Below are 3893 nucleotides of genomic sequence, written 5' to 3' on the forward strand. Positions count from 1 at the left end.
GCTGCTTCGTGACGAAGAAGTCGGCTTCGTGGTGAATCAGACCGATCTGGCCCTTGCCGCCGAGCGCCTTGGCCATCATGTGGGCTGAGGTGACGCCGTTGCCGTAGTTGTCGGCCGACACCACCGACACGTAGTCGGTTCCAGCCTTGAGGCCGTTGGGCACGTTGTCCATGAAGACGAGCTTGATGCCTGCGTCCGCCGCCTTCTTGTACGCGCTCGCGGTGGCTACGGGGTCGGTCGGGATCGACACGATGATGTCCGGCTTCTTGCTCATGACCGTCTCCAGGTCGGAGACCTGCTTGTCAGGCTTGAAGTTGGCGTCCGTGGTGGCGACCAGCTTGATCCCCATCTTCGCGAACTGCGATTTCAGTCCGTCAATCTGCGCTGCAGCCCAGTCGTTACCGCCGTAGTGCATGACGATGGCTGCTGTGGCCTTCTTGCTCTTGATGTCGGCGATGTCCGCATCACTCAGATCTGCTGCGGAGGCTTCGGATGGGTCCTCGCCGTGCGGTCCCTTGCTGAGAACCTTGCCTTGAATGTCCTTGAGAGCCTGCTCTGCCTTCTTGGAGGCCGCTGAGTTGTTGTCGGACTTCTTGCCTGAGTCGGCTGCGCTGCAACCGGTCAGGGCAAGGGCAGTGATCGTGGCGACGGCTGCGATCCGTCGTGTGTGTCGGTGCATGGTTCTCCTAGGTTGGGACGAACGTGGTCTAAGCGTTGATGTGCGACAGGAGGTCGTGGAGATAGGCCTTGCTGATCTCAGCGGCGTCCTTGGGGTGTCCTTCGTAGTAGTCGAGCTCGACCATGAGCCAGCTGTCGTAGCCGGTCTCCTTGATCGCGCGGAGGATGTCTGCGAAGTCGAGGTCTCCGGAGCCCAAGGGGAGGAAGCGCCCCGTCGCCATGTCGATGTCTTTCAGGTGGACATGGCGAACCCGATCCCCATGGGCGCGGATGACGGCAGCAGGGTCGCCGCCGCCAGCAGCAAGGTGCGCTGTATCAGGACAGAAACCGATGGACGTCCTGTCCATCAGGGTCCGCAGCTCGTCTGGGCTTTCGACGATGGTCCCCAGGTGGGGGTGGTAGGTGGCGTCCAGACCGTGTGCGGCGGCTATCTCGACCACCTTGGTCAGCCCTTCTCCTAGAAGGGTGTAGTCGCCATCCGTCGTCCCGGTGGCCCGCCGGCTTCCGCCGCCCACGACCAACCGCTCCGCGCCGAACATGTTGGCCAGCTCGCATGCGCGCGTGATGCGCCACAGCTCATCGTCCAAGACGTCGGGATAGATGAAGTTGGCGCCCGCGTACACGCTGACCAGTTCGACCCCAGCCGCGGAGAGAGCGTCACGCAAGGTCGACGGTTCGTCTGCGTGCTTCTGCAGGTCGCCGTCGAACATCTCCGTGCCGGCGTACCCGGCTTGCCCGATCTCACGGGCTGCGACCGTCATGTCGCCGCCGGTGACGTAGAAGAGGTCTTTGATGCTCGTGACCCCGCCGGGGTGACCAGCCACGCTGCCCCACGTCTGCGCATGGTAGCCAATCTCCATCACTTCACCCTGTCTTCTGTCCGGTAAGGGGAAAGTAATGTTGATCACATGCGAAAGTCAATACACACGGGGAATTGCCGTGTGAGAGGATTTCAGCATGCGGACGAGCGAGCTGAAAGGCGCACCACGTCTCGACCACCTCGCGGGGACGGTCACCGTCTTGGACCTGGTCCGCTCGGGCTCGGCCCGCACGCGTCCGGAGCTGGTTCGGGCGTCGGGACTCGGCCGGAACGTAGTGACAGCACGTGTGGACCAGCTGCTGGATCTCAATATCCTCGCCGAGAGCGGAGTCGATCACTCAACAGGCGGTCGGCCGTCGCGAGAGCTGCGCTTCAACGAGCAGGCGGGGATGGTCCTCGTGGCTCCTCTTGGAGCGACTGGCTTCTCGGTCGGCCTCACGGACCTCGCCGGGACCCTTCTGGACCAGAGGACTGTTCCCTGGGACATCGGGATCGGTCCTGACGAGACGTTGTCCGAGATTCAACGTCACTTCGACCGTCTTCTGGCCAAGCACAGCGACAAGCCGTTGTACGGGATCGGTGTGGGGCTCCCGGGACCGGTGGAGTTCGCGACGGCGCGTCCCGTGAATCCCCCCATCATGCCAGGATGGGATGCCTTCCCCCTGCGCGAACGGCTGTCAGAGCGTTACAGCTCACCCGTGTGGGTCGACAACGACGTCAACCTGATGGCACTGGGCGAGCTGCGAGCCGGTGCTGCGCAGCATGAGGACGATTTTCTCATGGTCAAGATCGGCACCGGGATCGGTGCCGGGATCGTCGCGAGCGGCAAGCTGCATCGAGGGGCGCAAGGATGCGCCGGTGACATCGGGCACGTGGCCGTCAGCGAGGCACAAGGAATCGTGTGCCGCTGTGGCAACACCGGATGCCTCGAGGCGGTGGCCGGCGGCGCCGCCATGGTGAGAGACGCGACCGCCGCCGCCGCCGAGGGCCGCAGCCCGCGACTCCAGTCAATCCTGAACAACAGCGAGCACGAGCGTCTCGAAGCTCGCGACATCACCGCCGCGGCGACCTATGGCGACGCTGTCGCGATCGAGCTGCTCTCTCGATCCGGCCGGATGGTGGGCGAGACACTGGCCACCCTGGTCAATTTCTTCGACCCGTCGCTCGTGCTGCTGGGTGGGCAGGTAGCCGACAGTGGCGACGTGTTCCTGGCCGCCGTCCGCCAGACCGTGTACGGACGCTCCCTACCCCTTGCTACGCGCGACCTGCGCATCATGCGAGCCTCCGCGATGCCGGCGCCGTCTCTTCTCGGAGCAGCTTTCTTGGTCCTCGACCAGCTCTTCAGCCGGGAGGGCATCGGCGCGTGGATCCAGCGCGGTGCGCCCGTTGGTCACCTCGAGATGACCGCCTCGTAACCGCCTAGGCAGGATCGGCTCGCATGGCGACGGCGCTCCGCGCCGGAGTGATTGAGAGCCGATGACGAGAATCGAACTCGCATATCTTGCTTGGGAAGCAAGCGCTCTACCACTGAGCTACATCGGCGTCGACGCCCTGAGGCGTCGTGGCCACCCTATCGAATGCGCATCGCAGTGGGCGGCTGCCATGCTCGGAACATGACTGACAGCGCTCGACCCGATGTTGCCGTGATCGGCGGATCCGGCTTCTACACGTTCCTGGATGACCCGCGCGAGGTCGAGGTCGAGACGCCGTACGGGAAGCCGTCGGCACCGATCTCGATCGGGACCGTCGAGGGTCGCGCGGTGGCGTTCCTGCCGCGGCACGGGCGGCACCACGACTTCCCCGCGCACAAGGTCCCTTACCGCGCCAACATGTGGGCGCTCCGCAGCCTCGGCGTGCGGCAGGTGTTGGCGCCGTGCGCGGTCGGCGGGTTGCAGGTCGAGCACGGGCCGGGCACGTTCCTGGTCCCCGATCAGCTCGTGGACCGGACGACGAGTCGCGTGCAGACCTACTACGACTCCGGCGCGTGCCATGTCTCGTTCGCCGATCCGTACTGCCCGCGGCTGCGCGAGCACCTGATCGACGGGCTGGCCGAGCACGATCCGGTCGACGGCGGGGCGATGGTCGTGATCGAGGGGCCTCGGTTCTCGACCCGGGCGGAGTCGCGCTGGTACGCGGCGCAGGACTGGGCCGTCGTCAACATGACGGGCCATCCCGAGGCGGTCCTCGCGCGGGAGCTGGCGCTTTGCTACGCCACGGTCGCGCTGGTCACGGACCACGACGCGGGGGTGGACGAGGCGACGTCGGTCAGTATGGAGGCTGTGTTCGAGGTGTTCGCCGAGCACACCGGGACCCTCAAGCAGGCGCTCGGACGGGTCGTCGCAGGTCTCGGCGCGGACCGCGACTGCGCGTGCTCCTCGTCGCTCGACGGGCTCAG

4 protein-coding genes and 1 tRNA gene are annotated in these 3893 nt (G+C 65.5%); 2 read left to right on the forward strand and 3 right to left on the reverse strand.

All coding sequences use genetic code 11. From position 1 onward, the window contains the following. Together JWQ91_RS16260 and JWQ91_RS16265 are read right to left on the reverse strand one after the other, a co-directional pair. Positions 1–679 (reverse strand): substrate-binding domain-containing protein (locus JWQ91_RS16260; protein WP_297786588.1); only part of this gene is annotated, 679 nt, incomplete at its 3' end. A 28-nt stretch (positions 680–707) separates the two neighbouring features. After that, positions 708–1538 (reverse strand): sugar phosphate isomerase/epimerase family protein, encoded by an 831-nt coding sequence (locus tag JWQ91_RS16265; RefSeq protein ID WP_297786591.1) that lies wholly within the window; start codon positions 1536–1538, stop codon positions 708–710. Between the two features lie 97 nt (positions 1539–1635). On the opposite strand from JWQ91_RS16265, the gene JWQ91_RS16270 reads away from it, so the two are divergent. Further along, on the forward strand, positions 1636–2913 hold the full coding sequence (locus JWQ91_RS16270) for an ROK family protein (RefSeq protein ID WP_297786594.1): 1278 nt from the start codon (positions 1636–1638) through the stop codon (positions 2911–2913). 56 nt (positions 2914–2969) lie between these two features. On the opposite strand, the gene JWQ91_RS16275 is transcribed toward JWQ91_RS16270, so the two are convergent. Further along, positions 2970–3040 (reverse strand) — tRNA-Gly (locus tag JWQ91_RS16275). A 71-nt stretch (positions 3041–3111) separates the two neighbouring features. Between JWQ91_RS16275 and JWQ91_RS16280 the strand changes: the two genes are divergently transcribed. Then, positions 3112–3893 (forward strand): S-methyl-5'-thioadenosine phosphorylase (locus tag JWQ91_RS16280; protein WP_297786597.1); only part of this gene is annotated, 782 nt, incomplete at its 3' end.

This window comes from Aeromicrobium sp. (genome assembly GCF_025965075.1).
In the GTDB taxonomy this organism is placed as follows: Bacteria; Actinomycetota; Actinomycetes; order Propionibacteriales; family Nocardioidaceae; genus Aeromicrobium.